We start from the raw sequence: 24244 nt of genomic DNA, 5'->3' as shown, positions 1-24244 counted from the left end.
CCTTCCGGAGAGGTGGATGAGCGGTTTAAGTCGCACGCCTGGAAAGCGTGTGTAGGGTAATCCCCTACCGCGGGTTCGAATCCCGCCCTCTCCGCCAGGTTATAAAGAGAAAGCCCCTGTTGATCAGGGGCTTTTTCTTTTTGTGCGTTACGATGCTGTCAAATCAAAAGCTAACTGAAGTCTTTATCGCCCAAGATGACAGCATTGGAAAAGTTGCCCCTCGGCATCACCGCCGGCTTCGATAAACAGGATCATCTCCAGGTTATCGATGCGCTGCGTGGCTACGCGATTTTGCTCGTTATCGCCGTGCATTCCGTGGGTTATGTCAGCGAACTGGTGTGGCCGGTAAAGCGCCTGTTGTCTCTTGGCTTTTACGGCGTGCAACTGTTCTTCATTGCATCGGCGGTCACCTTGCTGATGTCCTGGCACCGCAGCACAGGGCCGTTCGGCGAGCGCTGTGCCAAGTTCCTGATCCGTCGCTTTTTCAGAATCGCACCTTTCTACTACAGCGCGATACTGATTTACTGGTTTGCCTACAACGTGGCACCCGGTGAATTCAGCTTTGAACTCCTGTTCGCCAGTCTGTTTTTCTACAATGCGTGGAGTCCTTATTGGATCCCCACTGTGCCTGGCTGGACGCCCGTGCCGGGCGGGTGGAGCATCGGCGTCGAGTTTTGCTTCTACTTCATCTTCCCGCTGCTCGCGCTATTGGTCACCAATCTGCGCCGGTCGCTGGTGTTTTTCGGGATATCGCTTCTCGTCTTGATCGCCTGTTCCCATTACGGCCAAGTGCTTTACCCGGAAATCGCCCAGGAGGCACGCGCCAACTTTCTGTATTTCTGGCCGCCGAATCACCTGATCATATTCTCGTTGGGCTTTTTGCTTTATCACCTGATCAAGCATCCCGGGATCAGCCAGCGCATTGTTGATAGCCAAATCACCGGGAATCAGGCTTCAGCAGCCATGCTGCTGACGTTTTTAGTGATTTCGTTCTATGGGGTGAGGAAGTTTTTCGACGTTACTTCGGGGCTGCCGCCGACCCATCTGCTGCTGTCAATGTGCTTTGTGCCCTGGGCGCTTGTTCTTATCCTCAAGCCGACTGGGTATGCCATCAATTCGGCCATCACCGGGCTAGGGAAAGTCAGTTTCAGCGCCTACATCCTGCATTTTGCAGTGCTTGGATACAGCAACACTTTTCTGCACAGTATCTGGCCATTCGCCAAAGAGGGCGTGGCATCGATTGCTTACGAAATCTCGTTTCTATTGATCACAGTCGTCGTTACCCGACTGCTTGCTGAATTCACCTACAGGCTTATCGAGCAGCCATTCGTTCATTTCGGGAAACGGATGATCTCCTCCTGGTACTAAAGGCGTTGGTGCTGGCGCGTGTTAGGCAATATCCGGCCGAAGCCGTTCAGCTCTTCACCGCCATGCCCAAACCGAGATACGCTGCACTGGTGCTCAGAAAGTTGTTTGTCGTCGAATCAGTCACTTGTCTCATCCTCTAGTAGTTATGAAAGCGCCGAAATATTATTTGTCCCGCATTACCGCCTTGTTACAGCTGAACCCTGATCTTTAGTTTGAGCCGGATTATTTCCTTATCAAGAAGCCTTTGAAGGCTCGATAAGGCTCTGGGTAGGGGCTTTTTTTCTGGCGATACGCTTTAACGGCATGGCCAAAAACCCTAGAGCCACCAGCAAAAGCATAGGGGGTTCCGGGGTGAAAAACTCCGGAGGGGGATTGATCCCGCTTGGGCCGACAAAATAGATTGATGATGTACCAAGTCCATCGTCCTTGGCCTTAAACTCGATAAAGCCGTTTAGCGTGACGATATCGCCGACAGGAAGGAAAGCTGCGCCGCCCAATGGGTCGAAGATCGGAAATTTACCCTTGCAATCGCGATTCTCGAAGTTCCCCGGCTGCGCCAGAATAAATCCACAGGTCAGATCGTGGAAGGCTGTGCCCGCCGTATCGGTGAATTTGGCATCCAGCACGAATGAGACGAAATCGCCTGGATTGCCACCGACATTGCCGGCCAGGGGGAAGTAAAACTGATCAAACAACGGTGGACCGAAGGGGGCTCCGTTGATGCTGAACACGACGTTGAAGTCGATTCTCAGCCTTGCCGGATTTAATCCGGCGCCAGCTGGTGCTGTCTGACCGACACCTGTCCCATTGGGGAAAATCGCGCCAAAAATATCGGGGCGAGTGAGTGTGCTGATACCGGCTGTTGCCGTACTGATTGCCCCAGAGGCGGCATCATTGAAAACTTTGCCTTGATACTGATAGTTCGGAAAGGCGGCAGGAATCGGAATCGGCCCTACTACGTCTGGGGCTCCAGCAACTGCAAAGCCTGGATCGAATGTGATTGTCGTGCTGCTTGAGGTTACCACCGGCATGGCCTTGACCGACGAGGCGAGGCACAAGATGCAGATCGCCAAGGCATTGACGATGGATTGTTGTTTCGACATTTTTTCCCCCTGAGTTCCCCTTGGGCGTCCATGCCCGATACCGATGAGGTGTAAGGAATGGACTTTCTTATCTGAAATCAGCTTCGAACCTTGCTCTTCCGAAAGACAGCTGCTGAGCAAGGCCCACCAGAGCAAGCGTATTCAGGTTATTCAAGTCCTCTTGTGCCAGCAATACTTTGGAATATGTACTGGGAATACCTGATGCCGAGAGGCGGGCAGGGGTGTTCCGGCGTGCCTTTTTCGTCGATCTGTCTCTTCACCTTGCCATGCCTTGGCTGTATTTGTTTTTGGGTAGTAAAACCATCTTTTTCCGGTATATGGCCTCTTGGGCTGCGCAGGATACTGTTTCGGCAAACACCCTGCGTGCCCTACCGTTGCCTCACTCCGCTCAATGAGCGCCCTCTGCTATTACGAAGAAGTAGCGGGGGGATGTCTATTTATCCGGAGTTTTCGCAGTTGCCATCTCTGGCTGGGCGAGCCGGGCGATGAAGGGTGTTTCAAGGAACTTCCCGATCAATCCGCTGGCTGGCAAAGAAATGGTTCCCGGATATGGCTCAGATGATCGAAGCTGATCAGCATTACCCCGCGCGCTACTGGCACATGCTGGAAGACGGGGGACTGCAGTGCGATCTGTGCCCGCGTGACTGCAAGCTGCATGAAGGCCAGCGCGGGGCGTGCTTCGTCCGCGCGCGGGTCGATGACCGGATGGTGTTGACCACCTATGGACGCTCCTCGGGGTTTTGTATCGACCCCATCGAAAAGAAGCCGCTCAACCATTTTTATCCGGGCTCCAGTGTCTTTTCCTTTGGTACGGCCGGCTGCAATCTGGCCTGCAAGTGCTGCCAGAACTGGGATATTTCCAAATCGCGCGACACGGACCGGCTGATGGATCAGGCTTCGCCGGAGGCCATTGCCCGGGCGGCCCGCCGGCATGGCTGTCATAGCGTTGCCTTTACCTACAACGATCCGGTGGTCTTTCTCGAATATGCGCTGGATACCGCAGATGCCTGCCATGACCGGGGCCTGAAGACGGTGGCGGTGACCGCAGGTTATATCCATGCTGCGCCGCGGCGCGAGTTCTTTGCCCGGATGGATGCGGCCAATGTCGATTTGAAGGCCTTTAGCGAGGATTTCTATTTCAAATTTTGCAGCGGCCATCTGCAACCGGTGCTCGATACCCTCCGCTACATTCGTCACGAAACGACTTGCTGGCTGGAAATAACCACCTTGCTGATTCCCGGCCATAACGACTCGGCGGGCGAAATTGCTGCCTTGGCGAAATGGGTGGCGACCGAGCTGGGGGTAGAGGTGCCGCTACATTTCACCGCCTTTCATCCCGACTGGAAGATGATCGATGTGCCACCGACGCCGCCAGCGACACTGAGCATGGCGCGCCGCATCGCGCTCGGCGAGGGGCTGCTCTATGTCTATACCGGCAATGTCCACGATCAGGAGGGGGAAACCACCCGTTGCCCGAGTTGCCGGCAGGCACTGGTTGTTCGCGACTGGTACGAGATCCTGAGCTATGAATTGACTCCTCAGGGGAATTGCCCGAATTGCGGAGCGAGCATTGCCGGGGTTTTCGGAAAATTCGGCCGGCCGTTCGGGCAGAAGCGGATACCGGTTTACATGCGGCTGCAGTCATGAAGCAGCGGCCGGCCAGGCTAACCGGCATCCGGCATCCGGCATTTTCTTGTGCTGGCCTGCCTTGCTGTCGGCGGGCTTTTGATGTTTCTCGCGCCGGCCACCTGGGCCGGCGTTTTATTGCTGGGTCTTGGTGTTTTGATTGAAGTTGTCGGCATGGCGCTATCGCGCCGCTGATATTTCGATGGGGCGACCGCCGGGGGCAGTGGTTTTTACGTTACGCCATGCATGAAAACACGAGGGGGCGGTCAATGATCCATCACGATGCCGGATTCTGGGTGTGGGCCGAAGCCCTGAAACTGCTGCGGAATGCCGAGCACCTGCGGGATCGGTATTTCGTGCTGGATATCGTCCATGCCTTGCCGTGCTGGGAGCCGGCGGTCGATATGTACGCGCAGGGGGACGAGCTGCATCTGCTGGTCGCCTTGCCCGGCGTTCATCCGGAGCAGCTTGAGGTCAGCCTGATCGGCGACAGCCTGATGGTCTGCGGTCGACGGTCGATGCCGGCCGATTTTAAGCATGCCGCCATTCAGCGCCTGGAAATTCCCTATGGCCGCTTCGAGCGCCAGGTGGCGCTGCCGCGCAGCGATTATCGTCTGCGCCGGCAGGTCTTCGAGGACGGTTGCCTGGCCCTTGTCTTGGCGCCGAGTTGATCGGAGGCGGCGATGAAAACCGAGAGTCTCGACCTCATCCTCGATGAATCCCCCGCGCAGCCGACGGGCGAGGGCGATCATCATGCCGCTGCCATGCCCGATGACGGACTGCTGATCGTACCGATGCGCAATGTCGTTCTCTTTCCCGGGATGATCCTGCCGCTGACGCTCGGCCGTGAACAATCGATCTTCGCCGCCCAGCAGGCGCTCAAGCTGGAACGGCCGGTTGGCATCCTGCTCCAGCGCGAACCCGAGATCGACCGGCCCGGGCCTGACGATCTCTATGGCTTCGGCACCGTCGCCAACATCCTGCGCTACCTGACCTTGCCCGACGACACGCATGTCATCGTCTGTCAGGGCGTGCAACGTTTTCGCGTCATCGAGTACTTGCCGGGCTACGCTTGCCCGGTGGTTCGTTTCGCCGGCATCGACGATCTCAAGGTTGCCAACAACGAAATCACGGCGCGTTTCATCCGGCTCAAGGAGCGGGCGCTGCAAGTCCTGCAGCTCGAACCGCAGGCTTCGCTCGAGGTGTCGTCCGCCGTCAAGGGTATCAGTTCGCCCGGAGCGCTGGCCGACCTGATCGCCGGATTTCTCGAGATCGGCCCGAATGAAAAACAGGCGGTCCTCGAAGCGGTCGATCTCGTCCCCCGGCTCGACCTGGTGCTCGACTACCTGCTGCGCCGTCTCGAAGTGCTCAAGCTGTCGCGGGAAATCGACGAGCGCACCAAGGCCAGCCTCGACGAGCGCCAGCGGCATTTTCTGTTGCTCGAACAACTGAAATCGATCCAGAAAGAACTGGGTGAGGACGATGAGGGCAGTTCGGCCGAACTGGCGGAACTGCACAAGGCGATTGCCGAGGCACAGATGCCGGAGGAGGTGGCGCGGCACGCCGGCAAGGAACTGAAACGACTGGAGCGGATGCCGGACGGTTCGGCGGAATATTCGATGATCCGGGCCTACATCGACTGCCTGATCGAATTGCCGTGGAAACCGCCGGAGGCCGACCGGATCGACATCGGCGAGGCCCGGCGCATGCTCGATGCCGACCATTTCGGGCTGGAGCAGGTGAAGAAGCGGATCATCGAATTTCTCGCCGTACGCAAGCTCAACCCCGAAGGGCATGGCCCCATCCTCTGTTTCGTCGGGCCGCCCGGCGTCGGCAAGACCTCGCTCGGCCAGTCGATCGCCAAGGCGCTCGGCCGCAAGTTCGTTCGCACCTCGCTCGGCGGCGTACATGACGAGGCGGAAATCCGCGGCCATCGGCGCACCTATATTGGCGCCTTGCCGGGCAATATCCTGCAGGTGATCCGCAAGGCCGGTTCGCGCGGCTGCGTGCTGATGCTCGACGAAATCGACAAGCTGGGTAGCGGCATTCAGGGCGACCCGTCGGCGGCGCTGCTCGAAGTGCTCGACCCCGAGCAGAACAACAGTTTCCGCGACAACTACCTGGCGCTGCCCTACGACCTGTCGAGCGTGCTTTTCATTACCACGGCCAATGTGCTGGACAACATTCCCGGGCCGCTGGCCGACCGCATGGAAATCATTCATCTGCCCGGTTACACGCAGGAAGAAAAGCTGGAGATCGCCCGGCGCTATCTGGTCGGCCGGCAGATTGCCCAGAATGGCCTTAAGGCCGGCCAGTTTGAAATCACCGATGCGGCGCTGGTGGCGATTATTCGCGACTACACGCGGGAGGCCGGCGTGCGTTCGCTCGAACGGCTGATCGGCGCCGTCTGCCGTCGTGCCGCGGTCAACATTGCCGAAGGCGGTGCTGCCGCAGTGCTGGTCGATGAGCGCGACCTGGCACCGATTCTCGGGCCCAGCAAGTTCGACAACGAGGTCGCCCTGCGCACCGGCATGCCGGGGGTCGCCACCGGCCTGGCGTGGACGCCGGTCGGCGGCGATATCCTGTTCATCGAGTCGGGGCGGACGCCGGGCGACGGCAAGCTGACGCTGACCGGCCAGTTGGGCGATGTCATGAAGGAATCGGCGCAGGCGGCGCTGACCCTGATGAAGACGCGGGCGTCCAGCCTCGGCATCGATTCGGCCGAACTGGAGAAATGCAATGTGCACATCCATGTGCCGGCCGGCGCCATTCCGAAGGATGGTCCGAGCGCCGGGGTCGCCATGTTCATCTCGCTCGCTTCGCTGTTTGTTGACCGGGCCGTGCGCAGCGATACGGCGATGACCGGCGAGATCAGCCTGCGCGGCCTGGTGCTGCCGGTCGGCGGCATCAAGGAGAAGGTGCTGGCGGCGATGCGCGCCGGCATCCGGCGGGTGCTGCTGCCCGAGCGGAACCGGCGGGATCTCGAGGACGTGCCGGCCGAGGCCAGGGAAAAACTCGAATTCGTCTTCATTGAAAACGTCGACGACGCCATGGCCAACGCCATGGAAACCCGGCTGGCCGGTACGCCTTGAAAATTGCCATTGAACGATGGTCGACCGCCGGCATTGCCGCCTGCGCGGCCGACTACCTGTATCCCGCTAGCGCAAATAAGGCAGCCTCAGTATTTCCCGGTAGGCGGCAGATGCCTACGATCAAGGCTGGCGTCTCTGCCCGGCGCAGCGAGACGAGGGATACGGCTTATGAAAATCGAGGAAATTTCGTTTCGTGAATGGGTGCTCTGCAAAGTCAGACGGCGTGGCGTGCCTGCCGAAACGCCTCCGCTGGTCAGCGAAACGCCGCCCGTCAGTGAAATGCCGGCACCACCCTGCGAAACCCCACGCCGGAGAGTGATTCGCCCTGTCCCGTTCAAGGTACGCCGGGCGGGTGACCGGCGCCTTGATGAAGCGGTCGCCTGGTTCACCGGCAGGGAGCGGCGTCGGACCCCGGAACGGCGGATTCCCGAAGTCGAGGAAGCCTCGTTCGCCGAATTCGAACGCTGGAAAAGGCAGTCGGATTTGCGTTGACCGGCGGCATGGCTGCCAGCGAATAAATGAGGTTTGGCATGGCGATGAACGATGATGGCTTATCCGTCCTGAGTGTCGATCTCGGCGGCGGCGGGCGTTTGGCCGGCAGCCTGAATCAGGAGGAAATCCAGTATGTGCTCGGTCGTTGCGAGAAACGGATCCGGCACGTTCTCGAAAATCATGGTGGTCGCCTGGTCAGGCAAGCCGGCAGCAACCTGACCGCCTTCTTCAGCGATGGCGGCCAGGCCTTGCAGGCGGGCATCGATATCCAGCACCGGGTCGCCGACTTGCCGCGCTATGCCGGCCAGCCGCTGGCAGTGCGGGTTGGCGTCTGCTCCGGCCACCAGACGGCTGAAGCCCGGTTTTTCTCAGGCGACGGGCCGAACCCTGCCGCCAGCCTGTCGGCGATGGCCGATCCGGCGCATATCCTGCTCAGTCTGCCGCGCCGCCTGAAGCTGTTGCCGCGCCTGCTGCTGGCGGCGGACGGTGGTCTCGACCTGCCGCTCAGTTGCGGCAAGCGGCAACTCGGCATCTGCCAGATTGCCTGGCAGGACGGCGATCCGCACGCCGTGCGCAGCATGCTCTCGGATATCGGGCGGACGGCGGATTGCCTGTATCTGCACCATCGCGGCATGGCCCAGCATGTTGACGAGCGGCAATCCTTCCTGACCGTGGGGCGGCAGCCCGATTCGGACATCGTCCTGCGCGACGCCCGCTGTTCGCGGCTGCATGGCCGGATCGAACGCCGTTTTGACCATTTTTTCTTTGTCGACCGCAGCGCGAACGGTACCTATCTGGTCCTCGACGAGCAGATCGAAATCTTTGTCCATAACAAGGAACAGGCGCTGTTCGGCCGGGGTTGTCTCTACCTCGGTGCGCCGTCGTCGGCCAAGGGCGTCGAGTCGATCCGGTTCCAGACCAGCCCGCCTTGAGCGCAGCCCAGGCTGCCCGGTTTGCGGTAAGGGCTTACCTGTAAACCGGAATATCAACGGCATTTTCTGAACGTCACAATCAGGGCATGGCAAGTCATTGCCAATACCAGTTTTGCCTGCCCCGGTCTTGTCGCTCGACCAGACGGGGCGATACACATCGGGAGGAAAAAATGAAAAAAGCAGCCATTTCCGTGCTCTCCGGCCTTCTGCTCGCTGTGGCGAGCGGCCTGTCAGGCGCCGCCGAGCGGGTCGATATCGGGCGAGAGGAATATCGGGAAAACTGTCTCAATTGCCACGGCGAGGCCGGCGATGGCAATGGGCCATATGCCCACCTGCTCAACAAGAGCGCCAGCGACCTGACCAAGCTGACCAAGAATAACAAGGGGGTTTTCCCCTTTGCCCGGGTCTACGAAGTGATCGATGGCCGTGAAGTCGTCAAGGGCCACGGCGAACGTGACATGCCGATCTGGGGCAACGCCTACCGGACCATCGCCGGCGAACGCTTTTTCGAGGTGCCTTACAACCCGGAGGTTTTTGTTCGCAGCCGGATTCTGGCGCTGATCGAATACATCAGCCGCCTGCAGAAATAACTCGTCGCTGGCCTCGTGGGTTCGCACCTTGCCAACCGGAGATTGCCTTGCCCAGGCTGAAAGCCTTGCCGTCTCCGCTGCCCGGGGAAAGGGCAGGGGGCCGGCCGATCTTGCAGGGCTGACGGAGGCTTTCGCCAGCCCGTCAGCCTTGCCGCCACCGATGAATCGTCCCTTGCCTGCTGCCCGCCCCGAAAAGCCGGCCGCCTGGCTGGCGCGCCTGCTGGAGGCGGCGGCCTATCCGCATCCGGTGAGCCAGATCCGGCGGCTCGAAACCCATATCTCACACGTTTTCCTGACCGGGCACTTTGCCTACAAGATCAAGAAAGCCGTCGATCTCGGTTTTCTCGATTTCAGCAGCCTGGCGCAGCGCCGCTTTTACTGCCAGGAAGAGCTGCGCCTGAACCGTCGGCTGGCGCCTGATCTCTATCTGGCGGTCGTGCCGATCAGCGATGCGGCAGGCGGCTGCCTGATCGGGGGCCCGGCGCCGGCTGTCGAATACGCCGTCAAGATGCTGGAATTTCCACAGTCGGCCCTGCTCGACGGCATGCTCGCCCAGGGGGCGGTGACGACGGCGCAGATCGATGCGCTGGCCGACCGGATAGCTGGTTTTCACCAGGATATTCCCCGGGCCGGCAGCGGCGACGACTACGGTACGCCGAGCGCCGTGTGGGGTGCCATCAGCGGGGCGATGGCCCGCTTGCGGGAGCAACTTGGCGGGCCGGCCGATGCCGCGGCACTGGCCCAACTATCGGCGATTGAACGCTGGGCACACCGTGAATTCGGTCGCCGGCAGGGCCTGCTCGCCGAGCGCAAAAGCAGCGGCTTTGTCCGCGAATGCCACGGCGACCTGCATCTCGGCAACATCGCCTGGTGGCCGGACGAACCGCAGATTTTCGACGGCATCGAGTTCAGCGCCAATCTGCGCTGGATCGACACCATCAGCGAGCTCGCCTTCACCAGCATGGACCTGGCCGCCCATGGCCGGGCGGATTACGCCTGGCGCTTTCTCAATCGCAGCCTGGAAAGCAGCGGCGATTACGGCGGCCTGCAATTATTGCCTTTTTACGAGGTTTACCGCGCCATCGTGCGCGCCATGGTCGCCCGCATCCGCGCCGCGCAAGGTGGCGCGACGGCGACCGGGGCCGAGCGCTATCTGGCCTGTGCCGAGCAGACGACGAAGCCGCGCCGGCGTTTGCTGATCCTGATGCACGGCTTGTCCGGCGCGGGCAAGACGACGGTGGCCCAGGCCGTGCTCGAAAGCATCGGCGCCATCCGCATTCGCGCCGATGTCGAGCGCAAGCGTCTGGCCGGGCTGGCGCCCACCGTTCGGGATGGCTGCGGCATCGACAGCGGCATTTATTCGGCGGAGAGCACACGGGCGACCTACCGCCATCTGGTCCAGTTGGCGCGGCAGATCCTGGACGCCGGTTTTCCCGTGGTAGTCGATGCGGCCAGCCTGCAGGGCTGGCAGCGGGCCATCTTCCGCAGCCAGGCGCAGGCCCAGGGCGTGCCTTTCCGGCTGCTTAGCTGTCGTGCCGAGGTGGCGCAGCTGAGCGAGCGATTGCAGGCGCGCGCCTTGGCAAACTGCGACGCTTCCGATGCCGGCCCGCCCGTGTTGCGCCATCAACTGCAGAACAGCGAGCCGCTGACTGCGGCCGAAGCCCGGGAATGCCTGGTCGTCGATGGCCGGGAGGGTTCGCTGGCGGCTGTTCTGCGTCAACTTGTCGAGGAGGCTGCTCCATGAAAGCGCCGCGCTATACCCATTTCGATGTCTTCAACGGCGATGCCGATGGCCTCTGCGCCCTGCAGCAGTTGCGTCTCGCCCAGCCCAGGGAGTCGGTGCTGATTACCGGCGTTAAGCGCGATCATGCGCTGCTGCCCCGGGTCAAGGCGCGTCCCGGCGATTCGGTGACAGTGGTCGATCTGCCGGTCGGGGTCAATCGCGAGGCACTGCTGCAACTGCTCGAAGTCGGCGTCAGCATTGAGTATTTCGATCATCACCATGCCGCCCAGCCGCCGGAGCACGCCTTGCTGCATCTCAAACTCGATCCGGCGCCCAAGGTGTGCACCAGCCTGCTGGTCGACCGCCATCTCGGCGGGCGTTTCCGTGCCTGGGCCGTGGTCGGCGCCTTTGGCGACAACATGGCGGCGACGGCGGAAGAACTGGCTCGTTCGATCGGCCTCGATCAGCGCAAGACCTATCTCTTCCGGGTGCTGGGTGAATGCCTGAATTACAACGCCTATGGCGAAAGCGAAGCCGACCTCACCATCCGGCCGGCCGACCTGCGCAAAATCATGGCGCCTTTCGTCGATCCCTTCGAGTTCATGACCGAGGCCGATGCCTTCTTGCGGATCGCCCAGCGTCGGGCCGAGGATCTCGAACTGGCCAACGCTGTCCGGCCGATCCTGAAGACCGAGCGGCTGACCGCCGTCCTCCTGCCGGATGCCGCCTGGGCCCGGCGGGTCATCGGCATCTACGCCAATCATCTGGTGAACAGCGAGCGCGGGCGGATTTGTGCCGTGCTGGTCCCCAACGGCCACAGCAAGCTCAGTGTCAGCCTGCGCGTGCCGGAGGGCTACGGCGTGGCGGCCGATCGACTGGCCCGCCGCCATGGCGGCGATGGCCGGGCCAGTGCCGCCGGGATCAACGATTTGCCGGTCGAGGATGTCACCTTCCTGCTCCGGGACCTGCAATGACGCTGCACGTACTGCGCTCCGGCAATGTCATTGAGCTCCGGCCGCCGGTGCCGGAAGAGATGCTGCAGGCCGGGGATGCCTTGCTGATCGTCGACGTCCAGAACGATTTCCTGCCCGGTGGCGCCTTGCCGGTGGCGAGCGGCGCGGCGGTGCTGGAACCGCTCAATGCCTGGATTGCCCGTTTCCGGCAGGCCCGGCTACCGATCTTCGTGACCCGCGACTGGCATCCGCCGGGCCACTGTTCCTTTCGGCCGCAGGGCGGCCCCTGGCCGGCACATTGCGTCGCCGGTAGTGCCGGGGCTGCCTTTCCTGCACAACTGGCCTTGCCGCCGGCCAGCATTGTGGTCAGCAAGGGGCGCCAGCGCGAGGCCGAAGCCTACTCGGGCTTTGCCGGCAGCGAACTCGATCGTGAATTACGCGACCAGGGAATCAGCCGCCTCTTTATCGGCGGCCTGGCCACCGATTATTGCGTTCTGGCCACGGTCAACGATGCCTTGCGGCTGAATTACCGCGTTGTCCTGCTCGGCGATGCGGTGCGGCCGGTCGATTTGCGGCCCGGCGATGGCGACCGGGCGATCACCGCCATGTGCGCGGCCGGTGCCCAGTTGTTGAGGGGCTAAGCATGGCGATCAGTGCGCTGCTCACCGATCTCTACCAGCTGACCATGCTGCAGGTCTACTTCGAGCGCGGAATGAACGAGAAGGCGGTCTTCGAGTTTTTTGTCCGCCGCTTGCCGGAACAGCGCAATTTCCTGATTGCCGGCGGTCTAGAGCAGGTGGTCGAATATCTGGAAGATCTCCACTTCAGCAGCGATGAACTGGACTGGCTGGCCGATTGCGGGCGTTTTCACCGGCGTTTCGTCGGCTCGCTGGCCGGGCTGCATTTCACCGGCGGGGTCGATGCCATGCCCGAGGGCACGCCATTCTTTGCCGACGAGCCTATCCTGCGCGTCGTCGCCCCGCTGCGCGAGGCGCAGTTGATCGAAACCCGGCTGGTCAACCTGTTGCAATTCCAGAGCATGATCGCCGCCAAGGCGGCCCGGGTCAGGCTCGCCGCGCCGGGCAGCCTGCTCGTCGATTTTGGCCTGCGCCGGGCGCACGGTGCCGAAGCCGGCCTGCTCTCGGCACGCGCCAGCTATCTCGGCGGCTTTGACGGGACAGCCACGGTCGAGGCCGGCCTGCGCTGGGGCGTACCGCTGTTCGGCACGATGGCCCATTCCTTTGTCCAGACCCATGCCAGCGAAAACGCGGCTTTTGCCGATTTCGCCCGTTCCTTTCCGCTGGCCAACACGCTGTTGATCGATACCTACGACAGCGAAGCGGCGGCTCATGGCGTGGTCGCGCTGGCCCGGCAACTGGCGGCGGAGGGCATTGCCATTCAGGGCGTGCGCATCGACAGCGGCAATCTGGGCGAACAGGCCCGGCGCGTGCGGGCCATTCTCGATAGCGGTGGCTTGAGCGGGGTGCGCATTTTTGCCAGTGGCAATCTCGACGAATACGCGGTGCAGGCGCTGGTCGCCGGCGGCGCGCCGATCTACGGCTTCGGCGTCGGCACCCGGATGAACACCTCGGCCGACCAGCCCTATCTCGATTGCGCCTACAAGTTGCAGGAATACGCCGGCTTGCCCTGTCGCAAGCGGTCGGCCGGCAAGGCGACCTGGCCGGGGCGCAAACAGGTCTGGCGAAGCTACGACAGCCGCGGGCGCATGTTCGGCGACCGGCTCGGTCTGCTGGCCGAAGCCTGCCCGGGCACCCCCTTGCTGCAACCGGTAATGCGCGGCGGCCGGCGCGTCGCGCATCTGCCGACGCTCTCCGCCAGTCGGGCGTACGCCCAGGCGCAACTGCTGACCCTGCCGTCCGGCATGTGGCATCTGGGGCCGGCCGAGCTTTATCCGGTCGAGGTCTCCGCTGCCTTGCGTCAATTGGCCGAAGAGGTCGATCGGCGAACCGGTGCCGGCGGTCAGGCGTCTGCCGCAGCGACCGACAGTCGGGCGCCGGCATGATTTTTCACCAAGGAGAGCGTCATGAAACAACAGCCAAGCGATACCGGATTTCATCCCATTCGTCGTGATCAGTTGCATCAGGAGCGCGAGCATGACAGCTACCGGCAGCAGGGCAAGCCAAGCGAGCCGGCGGCCTGTTCCGAGTGCGGGGCCAGCTTTCATGCCGGCCGCTGGCAGTGGGGTGAGAAGCAGGAAAATGCCGCACTGGTGCTTTGTCCGGCCTGCCAGCGTATTCGCGATGATTTTCCGGCCGGCTTCGTCCATCTCGGCGGCGCATTTTTTGTCGAGCATCGCCAGGAAATACTCAGCCTGATCCAGCATCACACGCAGAAGGAAAGGGCCGAGCACCCGCTGGCCAGGATCATGGCGATCACCGAAGACGCCAGCGGCGAAGGCGGCATCGTCATCACGACGACCGATCTCCATCTCGCCCGGGATATCGGGGATGCGCTGCACAAGGCCTATCACGGCGAACTCGACTTTCACTACAACGAGGCCGAAAAGCGGCTCCGCGTCCATTGGTGCCGCTGAGCGGGAAGGCCGGGGCACCGCTGCTTTTGCAATGTTTCGCGCAAGGCATGTCAGGAAGCGGCTCCTGCGGTCGACCGGCAAAAAATGGCAATTTTGCTTCAGGGCAAGAGGCGATTCGCCGCCACGGCCGCCCGTCGGTAGCTGCTGATCGACATCAAGGGGCAGGCGCTGCCTGCTGCAAGCCCTGCAGATAGTCGATCAGGGCGAGGATGCGGCTGCGGACAAAGGCTTCGGGGAGATGCCGGTAATCGTCGTGATCGGGGACGGCCATCATTGCGTAGTAGTTTCCCCAGACCGGCATCTCGCGCAGGCCATGGGCCCGAAGTTCGGCCCGGCCATCGATTGCGCCATAGACTTGGGCAACAGGAAACTGGCCGCCGTTATTGCTGGAGAGCAGTGTCAGGTCGGGCATATCCGGCGCCGGGCGCTCGCCGCCCTTGCCGTCCGGGCCATGGCAGATGGCGCAGTTCGCTGCATATTCCCGCTGGCCGAGTTCGCGTTGGGGATCGGCGAAGAGCAGCGCGGGCGAACCGAGCAGGCCGAGCAGGAAAATGCTGTTGCGGAGTACCGGGGTCATCATCCGCTTCGCTGTCGTTCGCCCCGCCCGGGGCCGAGCCAGGCTAGCGGCTGCCGAACCAGCCGATCAAGCCCAGCAGTCGGCTGGAAAGCGTGTGTCCCAGGAAACCCATGCCTTCGCCAAACACCGGCCATGCCTGGCGACCCGGTAGCGGCCGCTCGGCGGCTTGCCTGGTGCGGCTCAGGCTCGGGCTTGGCCCGCGCTGCCGGTCGGGCAGGCCGGCGAATTCGAAGAGTTGTCGTTTCAGGGGGGCGAGATCGCTGTCGTGCTGCTCGCGGCCGGCTTCCCGGCACTGCGTCTTGCCTTTGGCGCATTCGCCGTCCGCGTTACCGGCAGCAAGCGCGCCGCCGCTGAACGCAATCAGCGTTGCGCCGAACAGGGCGCCGAGCACATGGCCTTTTCGATTCATCTCCAGCGTCTCCTTTAACTCCGTAGCCCGGCCCTGTTTCGTTGACAGGAGGCCAGGCACGCTGGCGAGGCCGACAGCCCGACCAGCGTGAATTGCACTTTGCGGGATTTTGGTCTCGGCGGATATTCTCCAGGTACGGTATTCGTGCCTACCGCCAAGCGGGTATTAGCGGCTGCCGGGCAGGAGCAGGTACAGGCCGAGGCCCAGCATGACCAGACCGGCCAGCAGTTTCAGTCGGCGCCCCTCTTTTTCCTGCAGGCGGCGCTGGCTCAGCGTAAGGACACCAATGCCCAGAATCAGTACGTCGTCGAGCATGTACATCAGGTTATAGAGCAGCAGATAGCCGTAGTAGCTTGGCGCATCGAGCTGGTGCAGTGTCAGCAGCCGGGTGTAGAGCGCCGGAAATCCCGAGGTGCACAGCAGTTCGACCATCTGTACCAGCAAGGCGAGCAGGGCGGTGCCGAGCAGCGCGGGCCACAGACGTTCGGTTTGCAGGATGGCGCGCAGGCGCGCATAGATGCCGGGCTTGGCCGCAACGGGAATGGACAGCGTCGGACCGCGCCCGAAGGCGACAAAGTCCTTCAGGTTGAGGCAGCCGGCGACGATGGCGAAGAGGGCAATGGCGATCTCCGAGAGACGGGATAGCCCGATCAGCAGAAAAAGATTGAGCCAGGCGGCCATGAAGGCGAAATAGGCCATGCCCTGGAGCGCAACAAAGGTACCGGCAATGGCCAGCATCCGGCGGCGGTCACCAAGCGCGGCGAGCAGCGAGATCATCAGGAGCAAAACCCACATCGAGCACGGATTGAAGCCATCGAGCAGGCCGATCACGATGGTGAACAGAGGGAGGCCGACGGCTGCGATGCTGATTTTTTGACCGAGCAGCGGAATCTCAATCGAACTCTCGTCTTCCGGTCGGCACAGGGTCTCGTCGCTGATGCGACAGGTGGCCTGATTATCGGCTGCAGTCGGCAAGGAACTGCCGGCAAGGGCCGCTCGTATCCGGGCGCCGCTTGTCGCCGGACTGTCGAAGCCGACAATCAGCTGTTGGCCGACCCACAGGCTCGGTACGCCGGCCTGGGCGATGCCGGCCTGCCGTGAAAGCAGTTGCAGCCGAGGCAGCGCTTCGGGGTTGTGCTGAATGTCGAATATTTTCAATTGCAGGCCCGGCTGCTCAATGGCCAGTTGGCGCAGGAAGTCCTGTGCTTCGGCGCAGTGCGGACAACCCGGGCTGACATAAATTTCGATGACCGGTTTTGCCGTGTCCGCCCTGACGGGCTGCAGCAGGCCGAGGAGGGCCAGCAACAGGCAGCAGAGCCAGTGGCCGGCCGAGGCTGCCTGGAATCGTGAGCTTGGCATGGGCCGGGGCTTTCGCTAGCGAGCCTCGGTCTCGGTCCACTGGCGCGACATCAAGCGGCGGTGGCTACCGAAATCGCGCAGCATCTGCGGCTTTCGGATTGCCCGCCGGCCGTAGCCGACGGCACCGGTTGCCTGCTTGGCGAGCAGGGGGAGGGCGAGCAGCTCGTTCATGTGTCCTCCGGTCGACTCGCTACCGGGGCATATTTGGCGGGATGCCGCGGCGCTCAGTCCGTTGGAGCATAGGGCGCCAGTTCGGCAACATCGCTAATGCCCAGGTCCGCGCTGAAATAGATCCGGTTCTGGCTGACACTCTGGATCGCTGCCGGCAACTGGCTGGCGATATCCATTTTCGTCACAAATGCGAGGGCGCCGGCCTTGACCATCCGGGCGACCAGGAAGAGGTCGCCATAGGCCGACATGGCGATGATTTTGAGCGAAGGATCGGTGGCCAGCAATTGTTGGATTGTTTCCGTGCAACTGGGGCCGGGCATCGTGATGTCGAGGCAAACGACATCCGGCCTGGTCTGCCGGGCGGTTTCGATGACGCTTTCGCCATCGCGTGCCTCGCCGACGATAGCCATGTCGGGCAGTATTTCCAGGCTCATGCGCAGGGCATTCCGGAACAGCGCGTGGTCGTCGGCGAGCAGGATGCGATGTTTCATGATGGGCTGCGCTCCACGGTTTCACTGATGATGGCCTGCAAACTCTCCATCGACAGCGGTTTGTAGTGCACCGCGATGCCGCGTCCGCTCATGCTGCGGATAATTGCCGGGTCGGTGTCACCGGTGATGATGAAGGCGGGCAGGTGTGCGCCGAAGCGGTTCTTTGCCGCCTGGATGACGTCGAATCCGTTCTCGGTCAGGCCCAGGCGGTAATCGGAAATCAGGATGTCGGGGGCACTGTCGTTCAGTTGTTCGAACAGTGACTGGCCATCGCTGGCGGCGACGACCTGATGGCCGGCGCTTTGCAGGGTCAGCGCGAGGGCGCGCAGCACCTGGGGGTTGTCGTCCACCAGCGCGATGCGCAATTGCCGGTTGTTGCGCACAATTGGCAAGGCTGGCGCCGATGGGTGGTCCTCGCCGTCCGGTAGTTCGATGGCGAACATCGAGCCACGGCCCGGCCGTGAGTTCAGGCGTATCTGCAGACCGAGCAGGGCGGCGGTCTTGGCGACGATGGCGAGGCCCAAGCCGCTGCCCCGGCTGAGTGGATCGACGCCAAGCTGGGTGAATTCCTCGAAGATCACCCCGGTCTTTTCGGCCGGAATGCCGATTCCCGTATCCCAGACTTCGATCCAGCATTTGCCCTGATGTCGTCGGCAGGCAATCAGTACGCCGCCGTGGCGGGTGTAGCGCACGGCGTTGGCAATCAGGTTGCCGAGGATGCGGCGCAAGAGTTGCTGGTCGGAACGGGCCAGTGCCTTCGAGCGGCGCCAGCGCAGGCGCAGGCCCTTCTCTTCGGCCTCGGCGGCGTGCAGGGCGACCAGCGAACCGAGCAGATCGTCGATGGCGAAATCGGACTGTTTGGGGACGACGACGCCCGCTTCCAGCTTGCTGACGTCGAGCAGGTCGGTGAGCAGTTCGCTCAGGCTGCCGACGCAATTCTCGATATTGCCTACCAGGGCGATGCATTCCGCCGGGGCCGCGGCCTTGAGCAGGCCGACGTAGAGCGAGAGCGCCGAGAGCGGCTGGCGCAGGTCGTGGCTGGCGGCGGCGAGAAAGTTCGACTTGCTGCGGTTGGCAGCTTCGGCTTCGGCCTTGGCCGCCAGCAGTTCCATCTCGGCTTTTTTGCGGGCAGTGATATCCCGGGCAAAACCGACGGTACCGGTGACCTTGCCATCGATGATGACTGGCGACTTGTAGGTTTCAACCCAGTATTGATGATCCGGCGAGCCGATCAATTCTTCGGTCTGCCGGCTGCTGCCGCTGTCCATGACGGCCTGGTCGTCGGCCCGGTACAGTTCGGCCTGTTCCGGCGTGGTGATGTCGAAATCGTTGCGGCCGACCAGCGAGGCCGGCGACGGCCATTGAAATGCCTTGGCAAAAGCCCGGTTGACCGCAAGAAAGCGGCTTTGCTCGTCCTTGAGCCAGACCATGAAGGGAAAATTGTCGAGCAGCGCCCGCTGATAGGTTTCGCGTCGCCGCAAGGTCTGTTCGGACCGTTTGACTTCGGTGAGGTCGATGTCGACGCAGAACATTTCGGCCGGCTGGCCCGGCACATGGATATAGGCATGGCTGGAAAATACCGCCACCGACGAACCATCCTTGCGCAGCAGCGAGAGTTCGCCGGCCGGTATCGGTTGCCCGGTTTCGTAGGTTTTTCGAATCAGTTTGCCGACGTGTTCCCGCATTTCGGCGGGCACGATCAGTTCGAGCAGGTTGCGTCCGATTGCTTCCTCGGCCGAGTAGCCGTAGAGCCGTTCGGAGGCCTGGTTCCAGTAATGCGTGGTGCCGTCCGGGCCATAGCCCTGCACGGCAACGCAGGGGATCGCTTCCAGCAAGTTGCGAAAGCGCGATTCGCTGGCCAGCAACAGCAGCTTCGAGTTTTCGGCCTGGCTGAGATCCTGCACCGTGCAGACCATTCCGGAAAACTTGCCATCCTTCTGCTGCGGGGTCAGCCAGCCGCCTTGCCAGGTTTTGCGCCCGGCCGGGGTGACGACCAGGCATTCGTATCTGGTCGGTTTTCCCGAGTCGACCGCAGCCAGGTAGAAATGACGGAAGTTGCTGATGGTTTCCTCGCCAAAGTCGGCCAGCACGTTGGCGCCAACGAGATTTTCCCGGGGGATGCCGGCAATGGCCGCCATCGCCGGGTTGGCGTAGACGATCCGGTGCTCGTGGTCGGATACCCAGAGGCCGTCCTGCAGGCTGTCGACGATATCCTGATAGTGAGCGGGATCCAGATTCTGCATGCGCAATGACTCTCTCTGGCAGTTGGCGGGGAAGGGGGAAGCTTGGCTCAAATTATGACTTGAGTATTACCCGTTTACAAAGCCCGAGGCATGTGTTTTTGCGGCTTATTTGCGCCTGGCTGCGGTCGACGACGCGGCAGGGCAAAAATGCTGCCTGAGCGGTCCGCGCCAAAATCGAAAGCGAGGCCGTCGAACCGTTCTTGTAGCTTGGCGCCTGCGCGGTTTTCCGGTTAGACGCGCGCCCTTTGATAGAGACCGGTCAGCGTGGTCTGGGCAATGACATGGCCCTGCATGGCGCTTTCAAGTGCTGCCTTGCCCGGGGTTTTCAGGTCGGGCAAGACGGTGTCGAGGGCATACAGGTGGTGACAATAGCGATGCTTGCCTTCGGGCGGGCAGGGGCCGCCGTAGGTGCTTCGTCCCCAGTCGTTTTTCCCCTGCTGGCAGCCGCCTGGCAGCTCCCGCTTCGTGATGCCTTCCTTCAGACTGTGGATGTCGGGTGGGATGTTGTAGAGCAGCCAGTGGGTCCATGGCTTATGCGGGGCATCCGGGTCGTCCATGATCAAGGCCAGGCTCTTCGTTCCTTCCGGCAGGTGAAGCCAGAGCAGGGGCGGCGACATGTCCCAGCCATCGCAGGTATAGCGCATTGGGATCAGCCCGTTGTCCTTGAATGCTTCAGATACAAGTGTGAATCCCATCACTCGTTCCTTTCATTGTCTTCGGGGGTGCCATCGCCAGTTGACTACCAGTTTATGCGCTCGCCTTGCGGCCTAAATACTCATTTGGCGGTATTTTGGCTAAGGAAATGCTTATTTATTCAAATATGTCATTCCCGCGAAGGCGGGAATCCAGAAAAATCAACAAACTGGATCCCCGCTTTCGCGGGGATGACCCATATTTCAGTGTTTTGCTAAGGATTTTCATCGCGCACTTCACTGATTGCCGTACTGGCCAGGTCGTGTTCGCCGCACAGTTTCAATATTTCGCCGCGTGCCTGATCGCGCAGGCGGATGGCGGTTCGCCAGTTGTTGCCCGGTGCCTCGAGCAAAGGTCCGAGTGCAAAGCCGAGCGCACTATGCCGGGGCAGCCAGCTGCCGTCGCGCAAGGCAAGGCGCGTGCCGCGCAGGCCGGCCGTCTGGATCGGCACGCCGCTCCGGCAGGCGGCGACAAAGGCGCCCATGTGAAATGCCTTGAGGCCGGCCTCGCGGCTGAAGGTGCCTTCGGGAAAAATCACCAGATTTTGCCCCCGGTTCAGCGCGCTGCTGATCCGCTCGACTTCCTGCATGCTTTTCGCCGTCGAGAAACGGGCCACGAAGACGGTGCCGAGTCCCCGCAGGATGGCGCGGATCAGCGGCTGCCTGGCCAGGTCGTCCTTGGCGACGAAGGCGTAGTGCCGGCTGGCCGGTAGTGCCGCGTAGAGAACGAGGGCATCGAGATAGCTGCAGTGATTGACGAGCAGCAGATGCGTCGTCTCCGGCAGTTGCTTGTTGTCGATAGCGCGAACCGGCATGCCGCTCAGCCGGAGGAAGAGGCGGGTCGCGACGTGCAGCAGGTGGCATCCGCTATCGGGGCTTTGCAGGGCGGCCAGCAGTGCGGCAACGGGGAGCCCGATCAGTGCGAAGAGCAGCCAGCACAAGCCGGCGAAGAGAAAGTGGCCGGTGCGGCGGGCGCTCATGCTCAGGCCGTTGCGCAGCAGTGCCGTGCCCAGCGCCAGCTTTTGTCGCCAGGCCGCCACCGGCCGGGCGGCGAGCCGGCCTTGCTCGTAGGCCTGGCGCGAAGCAGCGCGCCGGATCTTGCCGCTCGAGGTTTTCAGGATGCTGTTCGGCCGACTGAGCACGACCGTGTCGGCTGGCATGCCGATGATGTCCAGCGCGATCTCGTTGATGCGCTGGCCCAGTGCGGCCCGGGCGCCGCTTTCCTCGATTGCCGTCTCGGCGACGATGACCAGGCGCTCCGTTGCGTTGTCCGGGTCGGTGCCGGCGAAGACGGCGACACAACCTTTGCGGATGCCGGGAATGTTGCCGACCGCCTGCTCCAGTTCGTAGGGATAGATGTTTTGCCCGGCGCGGATGATCAGATCCTTGTCGCGACCAGTGACGTAGAGTTCGCCGGCGGCGCTGTAGCCGCGGTCGCCGGTATCCAGCCAGGCACCGTTGAACAGCCGCCGGCTGGCTTCGGGATTGCGATGGTAGCCGGCGGTCGCCGATGCTCCGCGAAACTCGATGCGGCCGATCCGGCGCTCCGCCAGCTCCGCGCCGGTTTCGTCGATGATGCGGATTTCGTGCCCTGCCAATGGTCGACCGCAGGAGACAATCTGCATTTGCTCGCCAGGGCCGCCGGTGGCCGGTTCGGCCCGTTTTTCGCTGGTAAAGGCGGCGCGGTCGATGAGATCGATCAGCGGTCCCCGGCCGGGCGGTGGAAAGCTCAGGCCGACCGAGCATTCGGCAAGACCATAGACCGGGGTCATCGCTTCCGGCTTGAAGCCGCAGCCGGCAAAGCGTTTGGTAAAGGCCTGCAGCGTCGCCGGAGAGACCGGTTCGGCGCCGTTCAGGGCGAGCCGCCAGGATGACAGATCGAGGTCGGCCAGATCGGCATCGCCCAGTTTTCGGGCACACAGTTCGTAGGCGAAATTGGGCGCGGCGGAAATCGTCCCGCGATGTCGCGAGATGGTGTTCAGCCAGCGCGCCGGGCGGGCGAGAAAGGATAGGGGCGACATCAGGACCAGCAGTACGCCGAAATAGAGCGAGCCAAACCAGGCGCCGATCAGCCCCATGTCGTGATAGAGCGGCAGCCATGAAACGAAAATGTCCTGACTGCCGACCCCGGTCGCCTGGCCCATGGCGCGCAGGTTGGCGAGCAGGTTGGCATGCGTCAGCATCACCCCTTTCGGGTCGCCGGTGCTGCCCGAGGTGTATTGCAGGAAAGCGATGTCCTCGGCCCGCGGGCGGTAGTGCAGCGGGGCATGCCGGCGGTCGACGTCGCCCAGCGTGAGAATTTCATTGAGGCTGCGCACATCCCTTTGCAGCAAGGCGGCGACCGCTTTGGCCTCCGGTACGGTGATCAGAAAGCTGGCCTCGGCGTTGTTCAGGATGCCGGCATGACGCTGCAAATGTTCGCCCAGTTGCGCCAGGCGGGTCGGCGGGTAGATCGGTACCGGAATGCCGCCGGCCAGCATGATGCCGAAAAAACTGCTCAGATAGTCTTCCCCGCTCGGCAACATCAGGGCCACCGTCTGCCGGGACAGCAGGCCCCGGTCGAGCAGCCCGGCGGCAATACGCAGCGCCTTATCGTGCAGGGCGCCGTAGGTCAGCGCATCGGTTGATTCGTCCGCTCCATAGAGCAGGACATGGGTGCGTTGCGGATGCTTGGCGGCGTGCCATTCGAGCACCTCGATCAGCGTTTTCGCCTGGGTTGGCAAGGCTGTTTCCGGAGCTTCCGGCAAGATGTCGAGCGGCTTGCCGGTGAGGGCCGTCTCGTGTCGGCCAATCTCCCGCAATAAATCGAGGGGTGTCTCCGCGTCGCTCAGTGCCTGGTCGGAAAATGTACTGCCGAACTCCCGGCCGAGGCGCAGCAAAAGCTCCGCCCGGGCCAGGCTGTCCAGACCCAGGTCGCGCTCAAGATGGCTATGGAGCGATACCGGGTAGCCGCCCCCGGGATGCATTTCATCGACCAGGGCGCCGAGCACCCGCAGCAATCTGGCCGCTACAGCACCGGACTCCGTTTCGGCGTGCATTTGGCGAGCGCAATGTTCGCTGACTGTCCCGGCGCCGTAGCCGGCTAGGAAACGGGAATCGTCATGCTTGTTTCCGGCCCGCGCTTGAGCAGGCGAACGGTCAGCACGCCATTCCTGTAGCTGGCTTCAGCCTTGTCCTCAATAACCGAGCCGGGCAGCGGGATGATGCGCTGAAAGGCGCCATAAGCGCGTTCCATGACATGGTAGGAGCTGGTTTCGCTGCTCCGTTCCAATTGCTTTTCACCACTCAGGATCAGCCGGTTGCCCTCGATCCGGACCTGGCAGTTTTCCTTGTCCATGCCGGGCACTTCGAGGCGGACGATGAATTCGTTGCCGCTTTCCTCGATTTCGCCAGCCAGCAGGCTCCAGCGCGGGTAGGGCAGAAGATTGTTGCCAGCCGGGTGGGGCATGTCCTTGCCTCCCGAAAAATGAGTGAGGGCATTGCTGCTCCGGTTGAAGATTTCACGCCAGCCATCCGACAGCAGGTCCCAGGCCCGGCTGATTTCCTGGCTGATCGATTTTCCCGTTTCCTTCAAATTTTCCAACATGATGGAACTCCCGAATGGGTGCCCGGCTGTCGGGAATCGGTCCGTTTTCCCAAGCGTGTGGCGGGGTGAGGTGTATTTGCCTTGAACTTGCTTTGGCCGGGTGGGCGATGCGGAAACGGGCTCGTCGAGCGTTCGATACCCAGCATTCATATTCTAGTTTCGAAGGGTTGGCGTTGAATACTTGAGGCTCGGTATTTTGCTTAACGGCTTTTATGTAATTTTCAATTCGATGCAATAAAACGCTTGATTCCCTTACAGTTTTTTTGTCAGATGAGCAGGAGGC

Annotated in this window: 23 protein-coding genes and 1 tRNA gene; 14 read left to right on the top strand and 10 right to left on the bottom strand. The window is 62.1% G+C overall.

What is annotated here, in order from left to right:
* Positions 1–6 precede the first annotated feature (6 nt).
* A tRNA-Ser gene (locus AT959_RS00525) sits at positions 7–97 on the top strand.
* A gap of 107 nt (positions 98–204) precedes the next feature.
* Positions 205–1368 carry an acyltransferase family protein gene (locus tag AT959_RS00520; RefSeq protein WP_157651163.1) on the top strand — a complete coding sequence of 388 codons (1164 nt, stop codon included), beginning with the start codon at positions 205–207 and terminating at the stop codon, positions 1366–1368.
* Positions 1369–1601: 233 nt separating this feature from the next.
* Here the strand turns inward: AT959_RS00520 and AT959_RS00515 are convergent, their stop codons facing one another.
* Positions 1602–2471, bottom strand: a complete 870-nt coding sequence (locus tag AT959_RS00515) for a hypothetical protein (RefSeq protein WP_066879317.1) — start codon at positions 2469–2471, stop codon at positions 1602–1604.
* A gap of 558 nt (positions 2472–3029) precedes the next feature.
* Between AT959_RS00515 and amrS the strand changes: the two genes are divergently transcribed.
* The 12 genes from amrS (at position 3030) to AT959_RS00460 (ending at position 14433) form a co-directional block, all read left to right on the top strand.
* The gene (gene amrS, locus AT959_RS00510; RefSeq protein WP_240481648.1) at positions 3030–4118 is read left to right on the top strand and encodes an AmmeMemoRadiSam system radical SAM enzyme; all 1089 of its coding nucleotides are present in this window, start codon (positions 3030–3032) and stop codon (positions 4116–4118) included.
* A gap of 48 nt (positions 4119–4166) precedes the next feature.
* Entirely contained in the window at positions 4167–4292 is a 126-nt protein-coding gene (locus AT959_RS21945; RefSeq protein ID WP_276203647.1) for a hypothetical protein, read from the top strand.
* Between the two features lie 74 nt (positions 4293–4366).
* A complete protein-coding gene (locus AT959_RS00505; RefSeq protein ID WP_066879311.1) occupies positions 4367–4768 on the top strand; it encodes an Hsp20/alpha crystallin family protein in 402 nt (133 codons plus the stop codon).
* Between the two features lie 12 nt (positions 4769–4780).
* Positions 4781–7189 carry an endopeptidase La gene (gene lon / locus AT959_RS00500; protein ID WP_066879308.1) on the top strand — a complete coding sequence of 803 codons (2409 nt, stop codon included), beginning with the start codon at positions 4781–4783 and terminating at the stop codon, positions 7187–7189.
* 168 nt (positions 7190–7357) lie between these two features.
* On the top strand, positions 7358–7681 hold the full coding sequence (locus AT959_RS00495) for a hypothetical protein (RefSeq protein ID WP_066879305.1): 324 nt from the start codon (positions 7358–7360) through the stop codon (positions 7679–7681).
* A gap of 38 nt (positions 7682–7719) precedes the next feature.
* Positions 7720–8613, top strand: a complete 894-nt coding sequence (locus tag AT959_RS00490; protein ID WP_066879302.1) for an FHA domain-containing protein — start codon at positions 7720–7722, stop codon at positions 8611–8613.
* Between the two features lie 170 nt (positions 8614–8783).
* On the top strand, positions 8784–9203 hold the full coding sequence (locus AT959_RS00485) for a c-type cytochrome (protein ID WP_066879299.1): 420 nt from the start codon (positions 8784–8786) through the stop codon (positions 9201–9203).
* A gap of 160 nt (positions 9204–9363) precedes the next feature.
* The gene (locus AT959_RS00480) at positions 9364–10947 is read left to right on the top strand and encodes a bifunctional aminoglycoside phosphotransferase/ATP-binding protein (protein ID WP_066879296.1); all 1584 of its coding nucleotides are present in this window, start codon (positions 9364–9366) and stop codon (positions 10945–10947) included.
* Positions 10944–11900 (top strand): DHH family phosphoesterase, encoded by a 957-nt coding sequence (locus AT959_RS00475; protein ID WP_066879293.1) that lies wholly within the window; start codon positions 10944–10946, stop codon positions 11898–11900. The genes AT959_RS00480 and AT959_RS00475 overlap by 4 nt, the downstream gene beginning before the upstream one ends.
* Positions 11897–12520 carry an isochorismatase family protein gene (locus AT959_RS00470; RefSeq protein ID WP_240481646.1) on the top strand — a complete coding sequence of 208 codons (624 nt, stop codon included), beginning with the start codon at positions 11897–11899 and terminating at the stop codon, positions 12518–12520. Before AT959_RS00475 ends, AT959_RS00470 begins: the two co-directional genes overlap by 4 nt.
* 2 nt (positions 12521–12522) lie before the next feature.
* Positions 12523–13902 (top strand): nicotinate phosphoribosyltransferase, encoded by a 1380-nt coding sequence (locus tag AT959_RS00465; RefSeq protein ID WP_066879291.1) that lies wholly within the window; start codon positions 12523–12525, stop codon positions 13900–13902.
* 21 nt (positions 13903–13923) lie between these two features.
* Positions 13924–14433, top strand: coding sequence for a BCAM0308 family protein (locus AT959_RS00460; RefSeq protein WP_066879288.1), 510 nt, complete (start codon positions 13924–13926; stop codon positions 14431–14433).
* Positions 14434–14587: 154 nt separating this feature from the next.
* Here the strand turns inward: AT959_RS00460 and AT959_RS00455 are convergent, their stop codons facing one another.
* The 9 genes from AT959_RS00455 to AT959_RS00420 all read right to left on the bottom strand — a co-directional run bounded on the left by AT959_RS00455 (position 14588) and on the right by AT959_RS00420 (position 23961).
* Positions 14588–15010 (bottom strand): c-type cytochrome, encoded by a 423-nt coding sequence (locus tag AT959_RS00455; protein ID WP_157651162.1) that lies wholly within the window; start codon positions 15008–15010, stop codon positions 14588–14590.
* A gap of 43 nt (positions 15011–15053) precedes the next feature.
* Positions 15054–15419 carry a hypothetical protein gene (locus tag AT959_RS00450; RefSeq protein ID WP_066879282.1) on the bottom strand — a complete coding sequence of 122 codons (366 nt, stop codon included), beginning with the start codon at positions 15417–15419 and terminating at the stop codon, positions 15054–15056.
* Positions 15420–15584: 165 nt separating this feature from the next.
* Positions 15585–16778 carry a glutaredoxin family protein gene (locus tag AT959_RS00445; RefSeq protein WP_083518122.1) on the bottom strand — a complete coding sequence of 398 codons (1194 nt, stop codon included), beginning with the start codon at positions 16776–16778 and terminating at the stop codon, positions 15585–15587.
* 15 nt (positions 16779–16793) lie between these two features.
* A complete protein-coding gene (locus AT959_RS20815; RefSeq protein WP_157651161.1) occupies positions 16794–16949 on the bottom strand; it encodes a hypothetical protein in 156 nt (51 codons plus the stop codon).
* 53 nt (positions 16950–17002) lie between these two features.
* Positions 17003–17440 (bottom strand): response regulator, encoded by a 438-nt coding sequence (locus AT959_RS00440; protein WP_066879279.1) that lies wholly within the window; start codon positions 17438–17440, stop codon positions 17003–17005.
* Positions 17437–19683, bottom strand: a complete 2247-nt coding sequence (locus tag AT959_RS00435; protein ID WP_066879276.1) for a PAS domain S-box protein — start codon at positions 19681–19683, stop codon at positions 17437–17439. Before AT959_RS00435 ends, AT959_RS00440 begins: the two co-directional genes overlap by 4 nt.
* Before the next feature lie 230 nt (positions 19684–19913).
* Positions 19914–20378 carry a YbhB/YbcL family Raf kinase inhibitor-like protein gene (locus AT959_RS00430; RefSeq protein ID WP_066879272.1) on the bottom strand — a complete coding sequence of 155 codons (465 nt, stop codon included), beginning with the start codon at positions 20376–20378 and terminating at the stop codon, positions 19914–19916.
* Between the two features lie 212 nt (positions 20379–20590).
* Complete coding sequence (locus tag AT959_RS00425; RefSeq protein WP_066879269.1) at positions 20591–23413, bottom strand: AMP-binding protein; 2823 nt, start codon at positions 23411–23413, stop codon at positions 20591–20593.
* A gap of 44 nt (positions 23414–23457) precedes the next feature.
* Positions 23458–23961: an Hsp20/alpha crystallin family protein gene (locus tag AT959_RS00420; RefSeq protein WP_066879265.1), complete on the bottom strand. Its 504-nt coding sequence runs from the start codon at positions 23959–23961 to the stop codon at positions 23458–23460.
* Positions 23962–24244: the final 283 nt, after the last annotated feature.

The sequence above is a fragment of the Dechloromonas denitrificans genome (assembly GCF_001551835.1).
GTDB classification, from domain to species: Bacteria; Pseudomonadota; Gammaproteobacteria; order Burkholderiales; family Rhodocyclaceae; genus Azonexus; species Azonexus denitrificans.
Note: the sequence above shows the minus strand (reverse complement) of the source record. Positions and strands in the feature narration are given on the sequence as shown.

Excerpts from the sequence above, each read along its gene's own strand:
- AT959_RS00515 (WP_066879317.1), bottom strand. The coding sequence starts at position 2,471 with ATGTCGAAACAACAATCCATCGTCAATGCCTTGGCGATCTGCATCTTG.
- amrS (WP_240481648.1), top strand. The coding sequence starts at position 3,030 with ATGATCGAAGCTGATCAGCATTACCCCGCGCGCTACTGGCACATGCTG.
- AT959_RS00505 (WP_066879311.1), top strand. The coding sequence starts at position 4,367 with ATGATCCATCACGATGCCGGATTCTGGGTGTGGGCCGAAGCCCTGAAA.
- lon (WP_066879308.1), top strand. The coding sequence starts at position 4,781 with ATGAAAACCGAGAGTCTCGACCTCATCCTCGATGAATCCCCCGCGCAG.
- AT959_RS00495 (WP_066879305.1), top strand. The coding sequence starts at position 7,358 with ATGAAAATCGAGGAAATTTCGTTTCGTGAATGGGTGCTCTGCAAAGTC.
- AT959_RS00490 (WP_066879302.1), top strand. The coding sequence starts at position 7,720 with ATGGCGATGAACGATGATGGCTTATCCGTCCTGAGTGTCGATCTCGGC.
- AT959_RS00485 (WP_066879299.1), top strand. The coding sequence starts at position 8,784 with ATGAAAAAAGCAGCCATTTCCGTGCTCTCCGGCCTTCTGCTCGCTGTG.
- AT959_RS00480 (WP_066879296.1), top strand. The coding sequence starts at position 9,364 with ATGAATCGTCCCTTGCCTGCTGCCCGCCCCGAAAAGCCGGCCGCCTGG.
- AT959_RS00475 (WP_066879293.1), top strand. The coding sequence starts at position 10,944 with ATGAAAGCGCCGCGCTATACCCATTTCGATGTCTTCAACGGCGATGCC.
- AT959_RS00470 (WP_240481646.1), top strand. The coding sequence starts at position 11,897 with ATGACGCTGCACGTACTGCGCTCCGGCAATGTCATTGAGCTCCGGCCG.
- AT959_RS00465 (WP_066879291.1), top strand. The coding sequence starts at position 12,523 with ATGGCGATCAGTGCGCTGCTCACCGATCTCTACCAGCTGACCATGCTG.
- AT959_RS00460 (WP_066879288.1), top strand. The coding sequence starts at position 13,924 with ATGAAACAACAGCCAAGCGATACCGGATTTCATCCCATTCGTCGTGAT.
- AT959_RS00455 (WP_157651162.1), bottom strand. The coding sequence starts at position 15,010 with ATGACCCCGGTACTCCGCAACAGCATTTTCCTGCTCGGCCTGCTCGGT.
- AT959_RS00450 (WP_066879282.1), bottom strand. The coding sequence starts at position 15,419 with ATGAATCGAAAAGGCCATGTGCTCGGCGCCCTGTTCGGCGCAACGCTG.
- AT959_RS00445 (WP_083518122.1), bottom strand. The coding sequence starts at position 16,778 with ATGCCAAGCTCACGATTCCAGGCAGCCTCGGCCGGCCACTGGCTCTGC.
- AT959_RS20815 (WP_157651161.1), bottom strand. The coding sequence starts at position 16,949 with ATGAACGAGCTGCTCGCCCTCCCCCTGCTCGCCAAGCAGGCAACCGGT.
- AT959_RS00440 (WP_066879279.1), bottom strand. The coding sequence starts at position 17,440 with ATGAAACATCGCATCCTGCTCGCCGACGACCACGCGCTGTTCCGGAAT.
- AT959_RS00435 (WP_066879276.1), bottom strand. The coding sequence starts at position 19,683 with ATGCAGAATCTGGATCCCGCTCACTATCAGGATATCGTCGACAGCCTG.
- AT959_RS00430 (WP_066879272.1), bottom strand. The coding sequence starts at position 20,378 with ATGGGATTCACACTTGTATCTGAAGCATTCAAGGACAACGGGCTGATC.
- AT959_RS00425 (WP_066879269.1), bottom strand. The coding sequence starts at position 23,413 with ATGCACGCCGAAACGGAGTCCGGTGCTGTAGCGGCCAGATTGCTGCGG.
- AT959_RS00420 (WP_066879265.1), bottom strand. The coding sequence starts at position 23,961 with ATGTTGGAAAATTTGAAGGAAACGGGAAAATCGATCAGCCAGGAAATC.